Raw genomic sequence first — 17,366 nt, 5'->3', positions numbered from 1 at the left:
AGGGTCAGCGCAGGGACTTGACCGAGCGACGGACGATCAGCTCCGGCTGTACCGTCATGGACTCGACTTCCAGCTCCTTGTTGCGGATCCGGCTCACCAGTTGCTGCACCGCCAACAGGCCGAGCTCGGCCTTGGGGTGGCGAATGGTGGTGAGCGGCGGGCTGGAGAAGCGCGCCATCTCCACGTCGTCATAGCCGATCATGGAGATATCGTCCGGCACCTTGACCCCCGCCTCCCAGGCGGCGCAAATGGCACCTATCGCCATGGGATCGTCGAAGGCAAACACCGCCGTCGGGCGGGGCTTGAGCGCCAGGATGCGCTGCATGGCATCGAAGCCGCTCTGGCTCTCGTAGTCCCCTTCGAAGATCTGAGCGTCCGACAGGGTCAGGCCCTGCTCGGCCAGGGCATCGCGCACCCCGTCCAGTCGCTGCTGGGTGGTCGGCTTGTCGATCTGACCCGTGATGCAGACGATCTCGGTGTGACCCTGCTCCAACAGATGACGCACGGCCATGCGCGCACCGATGCGGGCGTTGTCGTTGATCACGTTGGCAAAATCACACTCGGTGCCCCAATCCAACACCACCTGCGGCACATTCTTGTGGATGCGCAGCATGTCGCGCAGCGGGGTGTCGATATCGGTCCCCAGCACCAGCAGGCCATCGACCCGCTTCTCCATCAGCATCCTCAGGTAATGCTGCTGACGGGGCGGCTGGTTCTCCGTATTGCACAGGATCAGGCTGTAGCCCTGCTCGAAGCAATAAGCCTCCACCCCGCGCACCACTTCCGCGAAGAAGGGGTTGGCGCTGGTCGTCACCAACATACCTATGGTCTTGGTTGAATTGATCTTGAGGCTGCGCGCCACCGAATTGGGCGCGTAGTTGAGCTCTGCCACCGCCTCAAGCACTTTTTGGGTCGCATCTTCGCTGACCCGACGGGTGTGATTGAGTACATGTGAGACGGTGGAGATGGATACGCCTGCGCGCGAGGCGACATCTTTAATAGTTGCCATCTCGGTCTCCTGAATAACAAAGGCGGAACAGTAGCAGATTTCCCGAATAAAGGCTTGGTTTTAACGAGAGCTGCCAGCGAATTGTCAATGTTGGCTAATCTAGGCGGTCGTTTCTATTTGCGCAAACGAAATTTGGTCAAAATGAGAGCAGACGCAGAATGAAATATCGTCAGTTTTTTCATCTGGCATTTATCGGAACAACCTCTTGTTGTTAAGATGTTAATCGACCATTTTGGAATTAAATTCCAAACAAAAACAAAAAATCAGTTATTTAGTTCACAAAACCACTAGCCACCCCTCCATGGTTAGTATCTTTAACATCTTGTTATTGCCCAGCGAGGAATGATAGAACCTTATCTATTGCCGGGCTGGCGGGATACAGGTCCGGAATGGCACACGGAAAATGAAACAATCCACTGATTAAGGGACGAATCAATGAATAACTTGAGCAAAATGGCAGTCAGGGCAGCGGTTTCTTTGGCTCTGTTTGGATCGGTCTCCATGGCCAATGCGGCCGATACCATCAAGATCGGTATCGCCGGTCCGGTCACAGGTCCGGTCGCCCAGTACGGTGACATGCAGTTCACCGGCGGCAAGATGGCGGTCGAGCAGATCAACAAGGCCGGCGGCATCAAGGGCAAGCAGATCGAAGCCATCGTCTATGACGACGCCTGCGATCCCAAACAGGCCGTGGCGGTCGCCAACAAGGTGATCAACGACGGCGTCAAGTTCGTAGTCGGCCACCTCTGCTCCGACAACACCCTGCCCGCCTCCGACATCTATGAAGACGAAGGCGTGCTGATGATCACCCCCGCCTCCACCAACCCCAAGATCACCGAGCGTGGCTACCAGCTGACCATGCGCACCATTGGTCTGGACAGCGACCAGGGTCCGACCGCCGCCAAGTACATCATCGAGCAGGTGAAACCCCAGCGCGTGGCCGTCATCCACGACAAGAAACAGTACGGTGAAGGCATCGCCTCCAGCGTGAAGGCCTCCCTGGACAAGGCGGGCGTCAAGGTGGTGGCATTCGAAGGCATCACCGCCGGTGACAAGGACTTCTCCGCCCTGATCGCCAAGCTGCAGAAAGAGAACGTCGATTTCGTCTACTACGGCGGCTATCACCCGGAGCTGGGCCTGATCCTGCGCCAGGCGCACGAGAAGGGCCTGAAGGCCAAGTTCATGGGTCCGGAAGGGGTGGGTAACAAGGACATCTCCGCCATCGGTGGTCAGGGTTCCGAAGGCCTGCTGGTCACCCTGCCGAACAAATATGACCTGGTCCCCGCCAACGCCTCCATCGTAGAAGCCTTCAAGGCCAAGGGTCAGGACTCTTCCGGTCCCTTCGTATGGACCACCTACGCCGCGGTGCAGACCCTGGCTGCCGGTATTGCCAAGGCGGGTGAGGATGACCCTGCCGCCGTGGCCGCCGCCATCAAAGCCATGCCGGTCGACACCGTCATGGGCCCCCTGACCTGGGCACCGAACGGTGACCTGAAAGGCTTCGAATTCGGTGTGTTCCAGTGGCACGCCGACGGCACCTCCACTCAACTCAAGTAATCTGCCGGTTGGGGCGACGTGAGTCGCCCCTCCTTTCTTTGCGGGCAAGTACAGGGAACGCAGTATGTCCGAACACCTTCTCTACCTGGTTCAGCAGTTGCTGAACGGATTAACCATAGGCAGCACCTATGCGTTGATCGCCATCGGCTACACCATGGTCTACGGCATCATCGGCATGATCAACTTCGCCCACGGCGAGGTTTACATGATCGGCTCCTATGTCGCGTTTATGGTGATGGCCGGGCTCTCGATGATGGGCATCGACAGCACCTTTTTGCTGCTGGGAGGCGCCTTCCTGGTCAGCATCATCATCACCGGCAGCTATGGCTGGACCATAGAGCGGGTCGCCTATCGCCCGCTGCGGGGCGGCAACCGCCTCATCCCCCTCATCTCCGCCATCGGCATGTCGATCTTCTTGCAAAACATGATGCGGATGGCCCAGGGCTCGCGCGATATCGCCATGCCCACCCTGATCTCCGGGGGCTGGACCCTGGGTGGCGAGGAAGGCTTCCAGGCCAGCCTCTCCTACATGCAGCTCATCATCTTCGTGGTGACCTTCGTGACCATGCTGGCGCTGACCCAGTTCATCGGCCGCTCCCGCATGGGTCGGGCCTGCCGCGCCTGCTCTGAAGACATCAAGATGGCGAACCTGCTGGGCATAGACACCCACGTGGTCATCTCCATCACCTTCGTGCTGGGGGCCACCCTGGCCGCCGTGGCCGGGGTACTGCTCGGCATGTATTACGGCGTCATCAACCCCTACCTCGGCTTCATGGCCGGTCTCAAGGCCTTCACGGCGGCGGTACTGGGCGGCATCGGCAGCATCCCGGGCGCGGTGATCGGCGGCCTGCTGCTGGGGGTGGTGGAAGCGCTCACCGCCGGCTACCTCAGCACCGAGTACAAGGATGTCATGGCCTTCGCCCTGCTCATCTTCGTGCTGTTATTCATGCCTACCGGCATCCTGGGTCGCCCGGAGGTCGAGAAGGTATGAAACGTCAATTTATTCAAGTGCCTATCACCTGTCTGATGCCGCTGTTCATGTCTATCGGCTGCATCCTGGGTCGCCCGGAAGTGGAGAAAGTCTGATGAAACGTCAATTCATCCATGCCTGCGTCGCCAGCCTGATGCTGCTGGTGCTCTCCTTCTGGCTGCTCGGCTTCAAGCTCGAGACCGATGGCTCCCGCCTGCTGGTGGTGAGCCGGCTCGACGTGTCCCTGGCCTGGCTGCTGGGGGGCGCCGCCCTGGTGTTCTGGTTCCAGCTGATGCGCGGCCAGATCAGCCGACTGTTCCAGGCCTCCATCAGCGGCTTCTCCGTCGGCTTCACCAAGCTGGTGCTGCCAAGCCCGGAGGAGGCGCCACGCCTCTACAACATCACCGCCATCCTGGTGCTGCTGTTCGCGGTGAGCTGGCCCTTCATGGCGTCGCGCGGCGCCGTCGATCTGGCCACCCTCACCATGATTTACATCATGCTGGGGCTCGGCCTGAACGTGGTGGTGGGCCTCGCCGGCCTGCTGGATCTCGGTTACGTCGGCTTCTACGCGGTCGGTGCCTACACCTATGCCCTGCTCAACACCTACTTCGGGCTGAGCTTCTGGGAGTGCCTGCCCATCGCCGGCCTGATGGCGGCCACCTTCGGCTTCCTGCTCGGCTTCCCGGTACTGCGGCTGCGCGGTGACTATCTGGCCATCGTCACCCTGGGCTTTGGCGAGATCATCCGCATCCTGCTCAACAACCTGACCAGTCTGACTGGCGGTCCGAACGGCATCTCCGGCATTCCCAAGCCCACCCTGGCCGGGCTGGAGTTCAACCGCACCGTCAAGGATGGGGGCTTTGGCACCTTCCACGACTTCTTCGGCATCACCTACAACGCGAACCACAAGGTCATCTTCGTCTACCTGATGGCGCTGCTGCTGGTGGTGGCCACCCTGTTCGTCATCAACCGTCTGCTGCGCATGCCGCTGGGACGGGCCTGGGAAGCCTTGCGGGAAGACGAGATCGCCTGCAAATCCCTTGGCCTCAACCCCACCATCATCAAGCTGACCGCCTTCACCATAGGCGCCTGCTTCGCGGGCTTCGCCGGCAGCTTCTTCGCCTCCCGCCAGGGCTTCATCAGCCCGGAGTCCTTCGTCTTCATCGAGTCGGCCATAGTCCTTGCGATCGTGGTGCTGGGCGGCATGGGCTCCCAGATCGGGGTGGTGCTGGCCGCCATAGTGATGACGGTGTTGCCGGAGCTGGCCCGTGAATTCAACGAGTACCGCATGCTGATGTTCGGTCTGCTGATGGTGTTCATGATGATCTGGCGGCCGCAAGGACTGCTGCCGATGAGCCGTCCTCACCTGGAGCTACGAAAATGAGCAACCTGAACAATACAAACAACAAGTTGCTCGACGTCTCTGATCTGTCGATGCGCTTCGGCGGCTTGCTGGCGGTCAACGGCGTCAAGCTGGATGTGGACAGGGGCGAGGTGATCTCCATCATTGGCCCCAACGGCGCGGGCAAGACCACCATCTTCAACTGCCTGACCGGTTTCTACCGTCCGAGCGGCGGCACCATCAACTACAAGGGCGAGGAGATCCAGGGGTTGCCCGGCCACCTCATCGCCCGCAAAGGGGTGGTGCGGACCTTCCAGCACGTCCGCCTGTTCAAGGAGATGACGGCGGTGGAGAACCTGCTGGTGGCCCAGCACAGGCACCTCAACACCGGCTTCATCGCCGGCCTGCTCAAGACTCCGGCCTTCCGCCGCGCCGAGCAGGAAGGGCTGGAGCAGTCGGCCTTCTGGCTGGAAAAAGTCGGCCTCAAGGAGCTCGCCAACCGCGCCGCCGGCAACCTGGCCTATGGTCAGCAGCGCCGGCTCGAGATCGCCCGCTGCATGGCGACCAGGCCCGATCTGCTGATGCTGGATGAGCCGGCCGCCGGCCTCAACCCGCACGAGACGGATGAGCTCAACGAACTCATCTCCAACCTGAGGGACGAGTTTGGCGTCTCGGTATTGCTGATCGAGCACGACATGAAGCTGGTGATGGAGATCTCCAACCGCATCTTCGTGGTCAACCAGGGCACCCCGCTAGCCCATGGCAAGCCGGACGAAATCCGCAACAACCCGGCCGTGATCAAGGCCTATCTGGGCGAATCCTAGGAGTCATGATGTTAGAACTTCGCAACGTATCGACCCACTACGGCAAGATCCAGGCGCTGCACGACGTCAGCGTCGAGGTGAAGGAGGGAGAGATAGTCACCCTGATCGGCGCCAACGGCGCCGGCAAGACCACACTGCTGATGACGCTGTGCGGCGAACCCAAGCCCAGCAGCGGCAGCATCTGGTTCGAGGGGGAACAGATAAACTCCCTCAGCACGGCCCGCATCATGCGCAAGGACATCGCCGTGGTGCCGGAGGGGCGCCGCATCTTCGCCCGCCTGACGGTGGAGGAGAACCTGCTGATGGGCGCCTTCTTCGTCGACAAGGCCGAGCAACCGGCCCTGCTGGATCAGGTATTCACCATGTTCCCGCGGCTGCACGAGCGGCTGGAGCAACGGGCCGGCACCATGTCCGGCGGCGAGCAGCAGATGCTGGCCATAGGCCGCGCCCTGATGAGCAAGCCACGCCTGCTGCTGCTGGACGAGCCCTCGCTGGGGCTGGCCCCCATCATCATCCAGCAGATCTTCGACACCATAGAGCAGTTGCGCCAGAAGGGCATGACCATCTTCCTGGTGGAGCAGAATGCCAACCAGGCGCTCAAGCTGGCGGACAGAGGCTATGTGCTGGAGAACGGCCGGGTGGTGCTGCAAGACACAGGCGCCGCCCTGCTCGCGAACCCGGCGGTACGGCAGGCCTATCTCGGTGGCTAACCCGACATGAATGGGGCCAGGGTCGTACCGGATCGTCACCGCTTCTGGTGCGACCCGGCCCTGCCATTTATCGAGGCGCGGGCGGTGCAGGATGGCCGCCGCGTCTGCTACGACAAGCACAGCCACGCCCACTTCTCCATCGGCGCCATCACCGGTGGCCACAGCCACTACCTCAACCAGCGCAGCAGGCAGGAGGTAAGCCGCGGCAGCCTGGTGCTGATGAACCCGGAAGAGGTGCATGCCTGCAACGCCATCGCGGATCAGCCCTGGTCCTATCTGATGTTCTATCTCAATCTCGACTGGCTGCGCGGCCAGCAGGAAGAGGCGGGCCTGGGCTCCGAGTTTCGCCCCTTCGACATGACGGCGAGCCGGGACCCCCTGCTGTACCAAGCATTGCAACTGCTACACCAGAGCCTGGTGCAGGGCCGGGACCCGCTGGCCAAGGAGGTAGCCTGCCAGCGGTTCAGCCACCAGCTGCTGGCCAGGCTGACGCCCGCCAGCTGGGATGATCGTCCGCCGCTGCACCTGCAACGGGCCGCCGAGCTGATCCGTGACGACTGCACCCGCCCCCTCACCCTGGCCGAGCTGAGCGCCGTGGCCGGCATCACCCCCTCCCACCTGGTGCGCAGCTTCGCCCGCCACTATGGCATGACCCCCCACGCCTACCTGATCGATCACCGTATTCGCCACGCCCGCCCCCTGCTCAGGCAGGGCCAGTCCCTGGCCGAGGTGGCGCTGGCGAGCGGCTTCGCCGATCAGGCGCACTTCCAGCGCCAGTTCAAGCGCCGGGTCGCCGCCACCCCGGGCCAATACCAGCTGCAGCTCAGCCGTCAGGCAGCCAACCCCAGGTAACCGGCACTGAGTAAGAGCAGCAGAGCCATGGTCCGGTTGAACCAGCGCAGCCGGCGGGGCGACAGCAGCGCCTCCTGCAGCCGGCTGCCGACATAGGCCCAGCAGGCGATGGAGCCGAGGCAGATCACCAGATAGAGGGTGGTGAACAGGACTATCTGCCCCACCCCGCCGACGGCCCCATAGGCCCCCATCCCCATGCTGGCCGCCAGCCAGGCCTTGGGGTTGAGCCATTGCATCAGGGCGCCGTACAGGAAGGAGGGTGGCACTCCGCCGCCGTGCCCCAGGCTCCCCTCATCCACCATCAGCTGCCAGGCCATGTAGCAGAGAAAGAGGATACCGCCCCAGCGCAGGGCACCGGCCGCCATGGGCCATTGCACCAGGGCCCCGCTCAGCCCCAGCCCCATCAACAGGAGCAGCAGGATAAAGCCCAGCGTCGCCCCCACCACGTGGCGCAGGCTGGCGTGGAAGCCGTACCTGGCCCCCGCGCCAAGGGCGACCAGATTGACCGGGCCGGGAGATATGGACATGGCCAGCGCAAACCCGGCCATCGACAGTAACAGACTCATTTCCATGAAGAGGACTCCTTGAGGTGACACAACGCCACCCTACCGAGCTACCGCCTGGGGGTATTGAAGAAAATTGCGCAGCCCCTGCCGATGAGGGGCGACGGAGCGCATTGCGGGCTTAGCGCGGGCCGCGGCTTGCGGTAAACTGGGCATCAATCATCTATTCACAGGACAGGTTAATGGACCAGTTTGCCCATATCAGTGCCCAGGATGCCCACCAGAAGCTCAGTGCCGGTGACGCCCGTCTGGTGGATATTCGCGATCCCCAGTCATTCGAGACCGCCCATGCGGTCGGCGCCTTCCACCTCACCAATGGCAGCCTGGTGCGCTTCATGAACGAGGTGGACTTCGACACCCCGGTGATAGTGATGTGCTACCACGGCAACAGCAGCCAGGGGGCGGCCCAGTATCTGCTGCAACAGGGCTATGACCAGGTCTACAGCCTGGATGGCGGCTTCGAGGCCTGGCGCAAGGAGTTCCCCATCCAGGCGGGCGACGCATGATCCAGCTGCTGGTGCTCGACGACGCCCGCATGGCCCAGGCGCTGGTGGACTATCTCGCCACCCTCGGCATGTCGTGCGAGCTGACCCAGTCCGAGCTCGGCGTCTCGGTCTGGCTGGCGGATGAGCAGCGCCTCGCCCAGGCCCAGCAAGAGGTGAAGCGCTTCCTGAGCGATCCCAACCATCCCCGCTACATGGAGGCCTCCTGGCAATCCGGTCGGGCGGATGCCCGCATCGACTACAGCAAGGGGATGACGGATCCCGTCACCGACTTCCTGCATCAGGCGGGGCCGCTGACCCTGATCGTCATAGTCGCCTGCCTGGCCATCTATGCCCTCGATGCCATAGGCCTGCCCATCTTCGATCAGCTGGCGTTCCACCCGACCCTGGCCCAGTTCACCGACTGGCAGGCGTGGCGCTACATCACCCCGGCCTTCATCCACTTCTCGGTGCTGCACCTGGTGTTCAACCTGCTGTGGTGGTGGTATCTGGGGGGGCAGATCGAGCAGCGCCTCGGCAGCGGCAAACTGTTCATCTTGCTCGTGGTGGGGGCGGCCCTACCGAACGTGGCCGAGTTCTTCACGAGCGGCCCGCTGTTTGGCGGCCTCTCCGGGGTGGTCTATGCCCTGCTCGGCTACTGCTGGCTGCGCAGCAAGCTGCAGCCGGCCTGCGGCCTCAGCCTGCCGCCGGCGCTGATGGGCTTCATGCTGTTCTGGATGATACTCGGCTTCTTCGACTTGCTCGGCACCCGCACCGCCAACATCGCCCATCTGACGGGTCTGCTGGTGGGCCTGCTGCAAGGCTGGCTGGATCGGCACCACAGACCGGCCTGAGTCGTTTTCTTCGACCTGCTCGGCAGCCACACCGCCGCCAACATCGTCCATCTGACGGGTCTGCTGGTGGCCTGCTGCAAGGCTGGCTGGATCGGCACCACAGACCGGCCTGAGCCGTTTGCGGACAGCCTTCCGCCGTTGTCTCTGCGTTACAAAACAAAACGCCGCCCCGAGGGGCGGCGTTTTTTATTGGCCGACTGGCTTACTGCTTGAGCAGGGTGGCGTCGGTCACCATGACCCCGGTGCCGCCGCTCATGAAGAAGCTGCCGAACTGGGTCTGCATCTCCGTGGTCACAGCACCGGTCGGATCGAAGTTCTCATCCGGTGCCAGCAGCGAGCTGTGACCCCCCGCCACGAAGCGAGCCGCGTGGTGGTTGGCCGCGCCGCTGGCAGTCAGCGGTTGCAGCGCCAGCACCTTGAACAGCGCCTCGGTGCCACCCAGCGGGGCGGTCGCTATGCTGTTCGGGATCACCTGATCCGGCAGGCTCAGGGCGCCATCCCCGACGATCTCGGTGGCAAACAGCGGGAAGTCCGCCTTGATGCCACGCGCCAGGTTGATCGGGTCAGCCGAATCCAGCACCGACTGGGCCGCGAAGTTGTAGCTCTGCACAGTGCCGGCCGCGGTGGCCTGAGTGGCGGCGTCCAGGCTCGGCAGGAACTCGTTGACGAAGCAGCTGGCGACCGCCGTCTTGCAGCTCGGTGCATAGGCGGTGAAGGCCGCCTTCAGCTCCGGGCTGCCGCTGGTCAGCACGCTCATCTGGATCGTCGGCCCGAAGGTCGGCGAGTTGAGCAGCAGCGGGGCTATGCCGCCACCCGGCATGGCCAGGCCGCCGGTGTCGAACTTGAACAGGGCATCCGCCTGAGGACTGCCGATGGACTGGTTGGCCACCGCCAGCAGGCTGGCACCGGCAATGGCCCCCAGGGAGTGACCCAGGAAGTGCACCTTGACGCCGGCGGCGCCCAGCGCGCCCTTGGCGTTGGCCAGACCGACCGCCAGGCGCAGGCCCAGCAGATCCGCCACGCTCTGCTTCAGGTTGTCCCGCGCCACCGTCAGGTAGCTCAGGTTCAGATAGGGGGTCGGGTTGTCCGGGGTAGTCACGGTCGCCATGCTGCCGCTCAGGGCATAGCCGCGCTCACCGTGCAGCGGGTGATCGATCACCACCAGCGCCACCTTCTTGCCCGCCTTGGCGCCGGCTGCAATCTGGCCCAGCGCCAGGGCGTAGGCGTTCTCCTTCACCGAGGTGACGCCATGCTGATAGATGATCACGTCGGTGATGGTGTTGAGCGCGTCCTTGGCGAAGATGCGCATCGGCACGGACTGCACCTCTTCCAGCGCCGGCAGCGGGTTGAAGCGGCCTATGTTCATCTCGGCGTCCAGCGCCTTGCCACCGGAGGTGAGGGTCACCCCGATCAGCTTGCTCGCCTCGACCAGCAGCTCGGCCTGACGGCTCGGATCGGCGATCAGCTCACCCAGCAGGGCCGGATCCACCCCGGCGCCCACCAGACCGGCGATCACCTCGCTGTCACCGGCCTTCAGCGCATTGCCGATGGCGTACAGGCTGGGGATGGCACCGTGCCAGGACTGGGTCCTGGCCTTGTCCCAGGAACCGGCGGTGGCCGGTGAGGAGAGGAAGTAGGGCAGTTTGACCGCGCCTGTGTAGACCTGGGTGATCTGGGCCAGGCCGTTGAGCGGGGTGCCGGTGCCGAAGGCGGCGGCCAGCGCATCCTTCTGCTCCTGCGGCAGGAATTGTTCGGCCTCCAGCTTGGTCAGGAAGCTGTCGTGGCTGGCCACACCCAGGGTGTAGGTGCCGGGCAGGCTGGTATTGCCCTTGGCATCCTCTTTCCACAGCACGGCCGCATCCAGGGTCGGACTGCTCTTCAGCACAGAGGCCGCAGCCCCCTTCACCGCCACCAGCACATCGGCGCCGGACTGGGTACCGAACCAGTCGGAGAAGATCACGTGGTCGCTGGTGATGCCGGTGGCGGCCTTGAACAGGCCTTCCTGCAGGGTGATCAGACCGTTGATGGACTGCTCCTGGGCGGTGCTGCCGGCATTGCTCTTGTAGTTGCTGTAATCACTGCCGGCCTTGAGCGGAGTGCCGCTGCTGTCGTTGAGCGTATCCGTGGCCACTATCATGTAATAGGAGGAGGGGCTGAGGGGCTTGAGCGGCACCAGGTTCAGCTTGCCAGCCGACTCGGCCACCACGAAGTCCACCCCGTAGGTCAGCACCTTCTTCACGCCACTCGGGCGCAGTGCCGCGCTGTCGAAGGTCAGCTCCAGCAGATAGAGCGGTGCGACGGCGGCACCGAATTCGGCGGCCGTCGGCGCCTTGACCGTGATGCCGGATGCCGTCACGGGCACGATCTGGATCGCCTGGGTCGTGGACCAGCCATCCAGGGTAGAGAGTGCGGAGACCGGGTTGGAGAGATCGGCGGTCTCGGTGGAGAATTTCAGGGTACCGTCGGAGGCACGGGCGGCCAGGGCGCTGGGGCGCACCGCATTGGAGCCACTCAGCAGGTAATCGAGATAGCTCGAGGTATCGCCTTCTTTATCGTCGCTGCCACCACAACCGCTCAGCAGTGCACTGACGACAGCTGCATAAATTAGCTTTTTTTTCATATCCTTATCTCTTTTATGTTGTTATCCATGATGAGCCTGACGGGGTAGGGTCCAAACCCGACCGAAACATCTTAACAGCAACGCAACAATTAATAAGCCTCTGGTCGGTCATCTGATCTGATTTTTTTGTGTACAACATCAAGGAAATGGAATTGGACCCTGCCGCCAGAGGGTAGCAGCATCCCTGGCATCACCAGACCCGACCAGAGCCTGTACAACCCAAGGGTGCAAAAAGCCGCCCCGATCTCGGCAAAGAGGCAGATTTGTCGGTAGAATGGCGTCATTGCTTAAGGAGAACCCCATGATCGACCCGAAGAAACTGGAAGAGATCGCCAAACAGGTACAGAACGCCCTGCCGCCCGGCATTCGCAGCATGGGTGAAGAGGTGGAAAAGAAGACCCGTCAGGTGCTGCAAGCCCAGCTGAACAAGCTGGATCTGGTCAGCCGCGAGGAGTTTGACGTGCAGACCAAGGTGCTGCTGCGCACCCGGGAGAAGCTGACCGCCCTCGAGGCCAAGCTGGCCCAGCTGGAACAGCAGCTCGGCGCCAAGGGCGAGTAAGCCGGCGCGATGTCCGCCGGTGTCGCCGACCCGTCGGCCTTACCGGCACATAAAACAAACCCCAGCCAGGCTGGGGTTTGTTGTTTCTGCTGCGAAGGAACGCTTTAGATGAACTCGTAGGCGTCGCCGAAGATCCGCTCCGGCTCGGCGCCCAGTACCTTGAACTCCTCCCGCGCCGCACCCGCCATCTCGAAGCGACCGGCCACATAGATGTCGTAGTCATGCAGGCTGACGAAGTCATCCATGATGGCCTTGTGCACCAGCCCGGTCTTGCCGGTCCAGTCCGCTTGTGGCTCCTGCACCACGGGCACGAAGGTGAGCGGGGCGTAGTCGCGCTCCCACTGCTGCATCTGCGCCTGCTCGTAGAGCCAGTGCGCCTGACGCACGCCCCAGTAGCAGAACACCGGGCGCTTGCTGCCGGTCGCTATCAGATACTCCAGGATGGAGCGGGCATAGGAGAAGCCGGTGCCGCCTGCCATCAGGATCAGGGGACGGGGCGAGCTGTCCCGCAGGAAGGCCTTGCCCGCCGCCAGCTCGATCTCGATCTCGCCCTGTTCGCGCATGCGCGCCAGCACCTGGCCGGCGTAGGCGTTCTCCGGGGTGGCGCCGATCTGCAGCTCCAGCACACCGGAGCGGGTCGGCGAGTTGGCGATGGAGAAGGGACGCTTGTCCGAGTCGCTCATCACCACCAGCAGATACTGGCCCGGCTTGAAGCTGACCTCTTGCTGCGGCGCCAGGGCCACATGCCAGATGGTGTCGACATATTCGCGCAGTTCCTCTACGCGGCACTTGATACGTTGCATTCTTATCCTTGTGACGGGCTCGTTCGGCCCGCTTTCGCTCATTGATTCACTGTGTTCTGGCGACCAGCGATCTGGTCCGGTCAGTCGAGAATACCCAATTCGGTCGGCGAATACCGCTCTTTTGCGTCGCGCCGCCGTGGAGGCGCGGGATCAGCCGAGAATATTCAGCTCGTCCCAGATCCCGTCGATCTTCGCGGTCACCGCCGCATCCTGGACTATGGGCTGACCCCACTCCCTATTGCTCTCCCCCGGCCACTTGTTGGTAGCATCCAGCCCCATCTTGGAGCCGAGCCCCGAGACCGGCGAGGCGAAGTCGAGGTAATCGATCGGCGTGTGCTCGATCAGGGTGGTGTCCCGCGCCGGATCCATGCGGGTGGTGATGGCCCAGATCACATCCTTCCAGTCACGGGCGTTGATGTCGTCATCGCAGACGATCACAAACTTGGTGTACATGAACTGGCGCAGGAAGGACCAGACCCCCAGCATCACCCGCTTGGCATGGCCGGGGTAACGCTTCTTGATGGTCACCACCGCCATCCGGTAGGAGCAGCCCTCCGGCGGCAGGTAGAAGTCCACTATCTCGGGGAACTGCTTCTGCAGCAGTGGCACGAACACCTCGTTCAGCGCCACCCCCAGCACGGCCGGCTCATCGGGCGGACGGCCGGTGTAGGTGCTGTGATAGATGGCATCACGGCGCATGGTCATGTGGGTGATGGTAAACACCGGGAACTCGTCCACCTCGTTGTAGTAACCGGTGTGATCCCCATAGGGGCCCTCCGGCGCCATCTCCCCCGGCTCCAGGTAACCTTCCAGCACGATTTCGGCGCTGGCGGGCACCTCGAGCTCACAGCTCAGGGCCTTCACCACCTCGGTGCGGCTGCCGCGCAGCAGGCCGGCGAAGGCGTATTCGGAGAGGGTGTCCGGCACCGGCGTCACGGCGCCGAGTATGGTCGCAGGATCGGCGCCAAGCGCCACCGCCACAGGGAAACGCTCACCCGGGTGAGCCTCCTGCCACTCGCGAAAATCGATGGCGCCGCCACGGTGATCCAGCCAGCGCATGATCAGCTTGTTCTTGCCGATCTTCTGCTGGCGATAGATGCCGAGGTTCTGGCGTTTCTTGTAGGGGCCGCGGGTGATGGTCAGCCCCCAGGTCACCAGGGGGGCCACATCGCCGGGCCAGCAGTGCTGGATCGGGATCTGATCCAGGTCGACCGCCTCCCCTTCCAGCACTATCTGCTGGCAGGGGGCGGAGGAGAGCCGCTTGGTCGGCATGTTGAGCACCTGCTTGAAGATCGGCAGCTTCTCCATCAGCTCCTTGAGGCCGCGGGGCGGCTCAGGCTCCTTCAGGTAGGAGAGCCAGGTCCCCACCTGGCGCAGGGCGCCGACATTGGGCTGGCCCATGCCCATGGCGACCCGATCCGGGGTGCCGAACAGGTTGGTCAGCACCGGCATGCTGTAGCCCTTGGGATTCTCGAACAACAGGGCCGGGCCACCCGCACGCAGGGTGCGATCGCTGATCTCGGTCATCTCCAGATAGGGGTCTATCTCGCGACTGATGCGCTTGAGCTGTCCGGTTTGTTCCAGCTGCGCGATGAAATCACGCAAGTCCTTGTATTTCATGCGGGTACCCTGTGTTCAGGCGGTGGGGCATTATAACCCCGGTCGCGCATCCAGTGTACCCGTATCGGGCAGCATGACGGCCAGGCCGTGACGCTGCTCCTGCCGGGTGAGGCGATCCGCCAGCTGGGCCAGCAGCCTGGGTTCGTCCATCTGCAGCAGCAGGCCAGCCACCAGCCCGCCATATTGGTGCTTGCCGAGTTCGGCCAGCAGATACTGCTGGGCCGTGTCTGGCAGCGGCGAGAGCTGACTGAGCTGCTGCAGGGCGGGGATCATCAGGCGGTCGTTGCGGCTGGCGGCGATCAGCAGATCGCTCGCCTCCTGGCCCCGATAGAAACGGCTGATGCTGTGCAGGGCCGCCAGGCTGTCGTGATCCGCCGGCTGGCGCCACAGCTTCTGATAGAGGCCGGGGTCACCGGTTCGATCGATGAGGTGCAGCAACAGCTGGTTGTCCGGCAGGAAGAGGGGCAGGGAGGCCAGTCGCTTGGCTTCGCGCCTGAGTACAGGGGTGGGCTGATCATCGAGCACGGCCAGCAACGCCTGCTGCTGTTGCGCCAGCTCCTGGTTGCGGCTGTAGTAGAGCTGCTTGAAGTCAAAGCTGTTCTGCTCGAGCAGCTGACGGTAGTTGTCCTGCCAGGCCAGCTGCTGCCAGTGGCTGAGCACCAGCCGGGCCTCGGCGGCAAAGTCATAGGCGGGCAGCTGGACCAGGAAACCGTCCACCTTCCCCTCCACCAGCCACAGCGGTGCCTTGGCGGCCTGCTCCCGCACCCAGGCCAGCAGCGCCGGGGTCGGCGCCCCCGCCGACTTGAGGCCGCTCAGCAGCCGGTGCAGCAGGAACTCCCGCTGCCCCACGGTCAGCGTCTCGAGCAGGGAATCCATGGCGGCAAACTGCCCCAGTCGCAGGCGACCGTTCAGATAATCGACATGCCCCTGCAGGCCCTCATCCGCCACCAGCTGAGCCTGCGGCTGCGGCAGAGAATCGGCCTGCACCGGGCTGGCCATCAGCCAACCGAACCAGATCAGGAATACCAGCTTCATGACGCCCCTATCCTTGTGACATCGAGGCCTCACATACTACTAAGCCAACCGGGAAATAGATAAACAAAAACCGCGACCTGGGCCGCGGTTTTGGCATTCTTCGACGTCTTGGAAGCTGTTACTTCTGCTGACGCTTCATGGAATCGAAGAACTCGTCGTTGGTCTTGGTGGCTGCCAGCTTGTCGATGAGGAACTCGATGCTGTCGATCTCGCCCATGGGGTGAATGATCTTGCGCAGTATCCACATCTTCTGCAGCTCATCCGGCGCGGTCAGCAACTCTTCCTTGCGGGTGCCGGAGCGGGTGATGTCGATGGCCGGGTAGACGCGCTTCTCGGCGATCTTGCGCGAGAGGTGCAGTTCCATGTTGCCGGTACCCTTGAACTCTTCGTAGATGACTTCATCCATCTTGGAGCCGGTGTCGACCAGCGCGGTCGCGATGATGGTCAGGCTGCCGCCTTCCTCAACGTTACGGGCGGCGCCGAAGAAACGCTTGGGACGGTGCAGGGCGTTGGCGTCCACACCACCGGTCAGTACCTTGCCGGATGAGGGGATGACGGTGTTGTAGGCACGGGCCAGACGGGTGATGGAATCCAGCAGGATCACCACGTCCTTCTTGTGCTCGACCAGGCGCTTGGCCTTCTCGATCACCATGTCGGCAACCTGGACGTGACGGGATGCTGGCTCGTCGAAGGTGGAGGCGATCACTTCACCCTTCACCATACGCTGCATCTCGGTCACTTCTTCCGGACGCTCGTCGATCAGCAGGACGATGAGCTCACAGTCCGGGTGGTTGTAAGCGATGCTCTGGGCGATGTTCTGCAGCAGCATGGTCTTACCGGCCTTGGGCGGCGCCACGATCAGGCCACGCTGGCCTTTACCGATGGGGGATGCCAGGTCCAGTACGCGCGCGGTGATGTCTTCGGTCGAGCCGTTGCCCCGCTCCATGCGCAGACGTTCATTGGCATGCAGCGGCGTCAGGTTTTCAAACAGGATCTTGTTGCGGACGTTTTCCGGACGGTCATAGTTGACCTCGTTGACCTTGAGCAGCGCGAAGTAACGCTCGCCCTCTTTCGGGGGTCGGATCTTGCCGGAAACGGTATCGCCGGTACGCAGGTTGAAGCGACGGATCTGGCTCGGGGAGACGTAGATGTCGTCCGGGCCGGCCAGATAGGAGCCGTCTGCGCTACGCAGGAAGCCGAAGCCGTCGGTCAGGATTTCCAGCACACCGTCGCCAAAGATATCCTCACCACCCTTGGCGTGCGCCTTGAGGATCGCGAAGATAATGTCTTTCTTGTGGGCCCGAGCCAGATTTTCTAACCCCATGGATTCGCCAAGCTTGACCAGCTCGGACACAGGAGTGTTCTTTAATTCAGTCAGATTCATAGTGGTGAGAGTCTGTAAGCAAGGATTGAAATGAGGAGACAGTCTGCTGGATTGATACTAATCGGATTTGACTTGCCAGGCTGTTGTTAAGGAGTCGGGCAAAATGGTTAGCAAACGAACGATAAGCTAGCACCAATCGGGATGAGCGTCTAGGTGATAAAACACAAGGAGCGCATTATTGC

General features: G+C 62.7%; 16 protein-coding genes. 9 read left to right on the top strand and 7 right to left on the bottom strand.

The genetic code is table 11. The annotated features are described in order from the left end of the window. Window positions 1-4: 4 nt before the first annotated feature. Window positions 5-1,009 (bottom strand): substrate-binding domain-containing protein, encoded by a 1,005-nt coding sequence (locus tag KW825_RS18210; RefSeq protein ID WP_042651778.1) that lies wholly within the window; start codon window positions 1,007-1,009, stop codon window positions 5-7. A gap of 435 nt (window positions 1,010-1,444) precedes the next feature. Here KW825_RS18210 and KW825_RS18205 point away from each other — a divergent pair, with 435 nt between their 5' ends. The 6 genes from KW825_RS18205 to KW825_RS18180 all read left to right on the top strand — a co-directional run bounded on the left by KW825_RS18205 (window position 1,445) and on the right by KW825_RS18180 (window position 7,264). After that, the gene (locus KW825_RS18205) at window positions 1,445-2,566 is read left to right on the top strand and encodes a branched-chain amino acid ABC transporter substrate-binding protein (protein ID WP_042651779.1); all 1,122 of its coding nucleotides are present in this window, start codon (window positions 1,445-1,447) and stop codon (window positions 2,564-2,566) included. A 64-nt stretch (window positions 2,567-2,630) separates the two neighbouring features. Next, window positions 2,631-3,557, top strand: coding sequence for a high-affinity branched-chain amino acid ABC transporter permease LivH (gene livH / locus KW825_RS18200; RefSeq protein ID WP_042651780.1), 927 nt, complete (start codon window positions 2,631-2,633; stop codon window positions 3,555-3,557). Window positions 3,558-3,651: 94 nt separating this feature from the next. Then, entirely contained in the window at window positions 3,652-4,920 is a 1,269-nt protein-coding gene (locus KW825_RS18195) for a high-affinity branched-chain amino acid ABC transporter permease LivM (RefSeq protein ID WP_042651781.1), read from the top strand. Beyond that, on the top strand, window positions 4,917-5,702 hold the full coding sequence (gene livG / locus KW825_RS18190; RefSeq protein ID WP_218329986.1) for a high-affinity branched-chain amino acid ABC transporter ATP-binding protein LivG: 786 nt from the start codon (window positions 4,917-4,919) through the stop codon (window positions 5,700-5,702). The genes KW825_RS18195 and livG overlap by 4 nt, the downstream gene beginning before the upstream one ends. A gap of 8 nt (window positions 5,703-5,710) precedes the next feature. Continuing rightward, the gene (locus tag KW825_RS18185; RefSeq protein WP_218329985.1) at window positions 5,711-6,412 is read left to right on the top strand and encodes an ABC transporter ATP-binding protein; all 702 of its coding nucleotides are present in this window, start codon (window positions 5,711-5,713) and stop codon (window positions 6,410-6,412) included. A 6-nt stretch (window positions 6,413-6,418) separates the two neighbouring features. Next, complete coding sequence (locus tag KW825_RS18180; RefSeq protein WP_218292681.1) at window positions 6,419-7,264, top strand: AraC family transcriptional regulator; 846 nt, start codon at window positions 6,419-6,421, stop codon at window positions 7,262-7,264. On the opposite strand, the gene KW825_RS18175 is transcribed toward KW825_RS18180, so the two are convergent. Further along, on the bottom strand, window positions 7,243-7,836 hold the full coding sequence (locus KW825_RS18175; RefSeq protein ID WP_256353975.1) for a LysE family translocator: 594 nt from the start codon (window positions 7,834-7,836) through the stop codon (window positions 7,243-7,245). The genes KW825_RS18180 and KW825_RS18175 overlap by 22 nt on opposite strands. Window positions 7,837-8,009: 173 nt before the next feature. Between KW825_RS18175 and glpE the strand changes: the two genes are divergently transcribed. After that, window positions 8,010-8,333 carry a thiosulfate sulfurtransferase GlpE gene (glpE, locus tag KW825_RS18170; protein ID WP_042651785.1) on the top strand — a complete coding sequence of 108 codons (324 nt, stop codon included), beginning with the start codon at window positions 8,010-8,012 and terminating at the stop codon, window positions 8,331-8,333. Continuing rightward, the gene (gene glpG, locus KW825_RS18165; protein WP_218329984.1) at window positions 8,330-9,163 is read left to right on the top strand and encodes a rhomboid family intramembrane serine protease GlpG; all 834 of its coding nucleotides are present in this window, start codon (window positions 8,330-8,332) and stop codon (window positions 9,161-9,163) included. The genes glpE and glpG overlap by 4 nt, the downstream gene beginning before the upstream one ends. A 202-nt stretch (window positions 9,164-9,365) precedes the next feature. On the opposite strand, the gene KW825_RS18160 is transcribed toward glpG, so the two are convergent. Further along, on the bottom strand, window positions 9,366-11,783 hold the full coding sequence (locus KW825_RS18160) for a VolA/Pla-1 family phospholipase (protein ID WP_218329983.1): 2,418 nt from the start codon (window positions 11,781-11,783) through the stop codon (window positions 9,366-9,368). A 301-nt stretch (window positions 11,784-12,084) separates the two neighbouring features. Between KW825_RS18160 and KW825_RS18155 the strand changes: the two genes are divergently transcribed. Beyond that, window positions 12,085-12,342 carry an accessory factor UbiK family protein gene (locus KW825_RS18155; RefSeq protein WP_042651788.1) on the top strand — a complete coding sequence of 86 codons (258 nt, stop codon included), beginning with the start codon at window positions 12,085-12,087 and terminating at the stop codon, window positions 12,340-12,342. Between the two features lie 104 nt (window positions 12,343-12,446). Here KW825_RS18155 and fre read toward each other — a convergent pair whose 3' ends face one another. The 4 genes from fre to rho form a co-directional block, all read right to left on the bottom strand. Then, window positions 12,447-13,145 (bottom strand): NAD(P)H-flavin reductase, encoded by a 699-nt coding sequence (gene fre / locus KW825_RS18150; RefSeq protein WP_218329982.1) that lies wholly within the window; start codon window positions 13,143-13,145, stop codon window positions 12,447-12,449. A gap of 150 nt (window positions 13,146-13,295) precedes the next feature. Further along, the gene (ubiD, locus tag KW825_RS18145) at window positions 13,296-14,765 is read right to left on the bottom strand and encodes a 4-hydroxy-3-polyprenylbenzoate decarboxylase (RefSeq protein WP_218329981.1); all 1,470 of its coding nucleotides are present in this window, start codon (window positions 14,763-14,765) and stop codon (window positions 13,296-13,298) included. A gap of 30 nt (window positions 14,766-14,795) precedes the next feature. Continuing rightward, entirely contained in the window at window positions 14,796-15,800 is a 1,005-nt protein-coding gene (locus KW825_RS18140; protein WP_218329980.1) for a hypothetical protein, read from the bottom strand. Between the two features lie 118 nt (window positions 15,801-15,918). Beyond that, complete coding sequence (gene rho, locus KW825_RS18135; RefSeq protein ID WP_033132515.1) at window positions 15,919-17,184, bottom strand: transcription termination factor Rho; 1,266 nt, start codon at window positions 17,182-17,184, stop codon at window positions 15,919-15,921. Window positions 17,185-17,366 lie beyond the last annotated feature (182 nt).

This window comes from Aeromonas sp. sif2433 (assembly GCF_019218705.1).
Lineage (GTDB): Bacteria > Pseudomonadota > Gammaproteobacteria > Enterobacterales > Aeromonadaceae > Aeromonas > Aeromonas encheleia.
This window is presented reverse-complemented; position numbering and strand designations above follow the sequence as displayed.